The sequence below is a fragment of the Phyllobacterium sp. genome (genome assembly GCF_037994425.1).
Taxonomy (GTDB): domain Bacteria; phylum Pseudomonadota; class Alphaproteobacteria; order Rhizobiales; family Rhizobiaceae; genus Phyllobacterium.
Map to the genome: position 1 here is coordinate 1 of NZ_JBBNAM010000312.1, position 3141 is coordinate 3141.

The 3141-nt window shown below is 56.6% G+C and carries 3 protein-coding genes; all 3 read left to right on the forward strand.

Going from position 1 to position 3141, the window contains the following annotated elements; translation table 11 throughout:
* Positions 1-84 precede the first annotated feature (84 nt).
* Positions 85-1734: an ABC transporter ATP-binding protein gene (locus AAAB35_RS21055; RefSeq protein ID WP_340670230.1), complete on the forward strand. Its 1650-nt coding sequence runs from the start codon at positions 85-87 to the stop codon at positions 1732-1734.
* A gap of 214 nt (positions 1735-1948) precedes the next feature.
* A complete protein-coding gene (locus tag AAAB35_RS21060) occupies positions 1949-2428 on the forward strand; it encodes a MarR family winged helix-turn-helix transcriptional regulator (RefSeq protein WP_340670231.1) in 480 nt (159 codons plus the stop codon).
* Between the two features lie 15 nt (positions 2429-2443).
* The coding region (locus tag AAAB35_RS21065; protein ID WP_340670232.1) for an SDR family NAD(P)-dependent oxidoreductase at positions 2444-3141 on the forward strand (698 nt) is incomplete at its 3' end.

Here is a 3141-nt window from a genome sequence, read left to right on the forward strand (position 1 = left end):
GTCGCCAGATTGGCTCGGTTCTTGCTTGATCTTGAACGTGCCAGATGGAAAGTTGTCTTGTCTTGACGAGGAAAGGTCATTGGAATGATGGAGTCCGCAGGTCAAAGAAGCGTTGCAACAGGCAAAAATGCAATTCTGAGCATTGAAAACCTGACGGTGGATTTGCCGAGCGGCATGGAACGCCCTTACGCTGTCAAGGATATCACATTTGATCTTCATGCCGGTGAAATCCTTTGCATCATCGGCGAGTCAGGGTCGGGCAAATCTGTAACTGCAAATGCCATCATGGGTCTTTTGCCGTCCTCGATACGCGCCAGCGCGGGCGCGATCCGCTTCAAGAACATCGACATTCTCAAGGCCAAGGAGGCCGATGTTCGCGAATTGCGTGGCCGGGCCGTTTCGATCATCTTTCAGGACCCGCTTTCGGCATTGAACCCGTTGATGACGATCGGCGACCAGATTGCCGAGGTCATGGAGGTGCACAAGGTCGGCACGCCAGAAAGTCGTGCCAGTGCGGTTCTTGACCTGCTTTTGGAAGTCGGCCTGCCTGACCCGGTGCTCATGCAGCACCAATATCCCTTCCGGCTCTCAGGTGGTCAGCGACAACGCGTCATGATTGCGATGGCGCTGGCGCTTTCGCCGGACGTGCTTATCGCGGACGAACCGACAACCGCGCTCGATGTAACGACACAGGCGCAAATTCTCGACCTAATCCGCAAGATCCAGCGCAAGAAGAACATGAGCGTGATGTTCATAACGCATGATTTCGGTGTCGTGGCCGAGATCGCCGATCGGGTCGTGGTCATGGAAAAGGGGACGATCGTCGAACAGGGGAGGGCATTCGATGTCCTCAATCACCCTTCCCATCCTTATACCCAGCGACTGACGGCGGCCGTGCCGCGCATGCGCGATAAGGATAGAGCAAGCAATGATGAAGCGCCTGTCGTCCTCGACGTGCAAAAGCTCAACAAGGTCTATAAAAGCGCAGGCAGCTTCTTCGCCAAGGGCCGGACGGTCCATGCGGTTAACGATGTGAGTTTCACCATCCGCAAGGGGCGTACGCTCGGCGTTGTCGGAGAGTCAGGTTCCGGCAAATCGTCGCTGGGGCGGGTTCTCCTCAAGCTGATGGACTCAGATGGCGGCAAGATCCTTTTCAACGGTCAGGACATCGCGCCGCTGAAGCCCGATGAATTTCGCTCGATGCGACCCTATATCCAGATGATTTTTCAGGACCCGTTTGCCTCGCTCAATCCACGTCACACCATTGGACAGATCCTCGTTGTCGGGCCGATGGCCCATGGCACAAGCGCCAGCCAAGCCAGGAACAAGGCGATGCGCCTTCTTAAACTCGTCGGTCTTGATGAAGGCTCTTATGATCGCTACCCGCATGAGTTTTCGGGAGGACAGCGCCAGCGTATTGGCATTGCCCGCGCGCTGATGTTCGATCCGGTCCTGCTTGTTGCCGATGAGGCCGTCTCGGCGCTCGACGTTTCGATCCAGGCACAGATCCTCGAACTTCTGACGCAAATTCAGACGCTCCTGAACGTGGCGATGGTCTTCATTACCCATGATCTGCGCGTCGCAAGCCAGATATGCGATGATATCGCGGTGATGTATCGCGGCAAGATCGTGGAACATGGGCCACCTTCGCAAATCTTCCGCAATCCGGCGCACGCCTACACCCAGAAACTGGTCTCGGCCATTCCGGGAAGCCAGTGGGAACCAGCTGCCTGATCCTTGCGCGGCAATGCGGTTTTTCTGCCCGTTTTATCGAGTTTCTGCCGCTAAAACGGGCAGGCTTGATTTTTGATCGCCATTTTGCATCCATCCGCAAAAATATTAGTTGCATTTGTCCACTATTTACCGAAGCATGGATTGAAAGTTGCATAACGATCCACCGGGACCCTGCCTGCGAACACCGGGCAAGGATTGGACGGAGTTTGCCCGCATGTTAGAGGCGCGAAAGCCAACTTCGATCGAAGATGTCGATCTCGACGTGCTTGAAGATACGTTGAGCTTTTATGTGCGCACGATGAACATCGCCGTTTCCCGTGATCTCGACGAGCGATTGGATGGCCTTGATGTGGCGCGCGGGACTGGGAAGATCACGACGCTGCTTCTCGTCGACAGCCACCCTGGAATACGACCCTCCGTCATCGCGCAGATCATCATGAAGGATCGCTCCGCCATGGGGCGCCTGATCGAGCAGATGATCGATCATGATCTTTTGACGCGGCAGACCTCGGCGCGCGAACGGCGGGCCCACGAACTCTTCGTGACGGCCAAAGGTGCTGAACTTGCTGCGAGGATTCGACCGATCGTCACACAGCAATCAAAGGACTTCTTTTCCTTCATTGCGCAGGAAGAACAGGCACAGCTCATGGATATTCTTCGCCGCGCCTATCGCAAGCTGGTTGGAATGAGTTAGGTTGGGGAGCAAGGAATGGCAACACCACGCGTGGCTCTTATATCAGGCGCAAGCCGAGGCATAGGCGAGGCGATCGCGCGCGTCCTTGGTGATGCCGGATGGAACCTGTCGCTCGCCATGCGAGCGCCGCAGCTGCCCGAATGGGCGGATCGCGAACGGGTTCAGGTTGTCGCTTATCATGCGAGCGAACCTGGTGCTGAAGCGCGCTGGACGGCGCAGGCCCTGGCGAGATTTGGCCGTATTGACGCCGTCATCGCCAATGCGGGCATCATGATCGCGAAGGATGTGATCGAGGCGACAGACGCCGATCTCGATGAAATGCTCGAGGTTAATGTCAAGGCGCCGAGAAGGCTTGCGGCTGCGGCCTGGAACGCGCTTGGCAAAAGCGGCCGCGGTCGTGTGATCATCCTTGCTTCACTGTCGGGAAAGCGGGTCAAGTCCTCAACCGCGAGCCTCTATTCTGTTTCCAAATTTGCGGCCGTCGCGCTTGCGCACGGCATTCGTCATACCGGATGGGATCTCGGCATCCGCGCGACGGCGATCTGCCCTGGGTTCGTCGCAACGGATATGGCGCGCAAGATCACCAATCGCGACGACAAGCTCATGACCGATCCGGCCGATATCGCCCGAATAACGGCAATGCTGCTTGATCTGCCCAATGAGGCAAGCGTCGCTGAGTTCACCATCAATTGTCAGTTAGAGGAATCCTACTA

What these genes read in the sequence shown, in the direction of transcription:
- AAAB35_RS21055 (WP_340670230.1), top strand. Translation starts at nt 85, where the DNA reads ATGATGGAGTCCGCAGGTCAAAGAAGCGTTGCAACAGGCAAAAATGCA.
- AAAB35_RS21060 (WP_340670231.1), top strand. Translation starts at nt 1,949, where the DNA reads ATGTTAGAGGCGCGAAAGCCAACTTCGATCGAAGATGTCGATCTCGAC.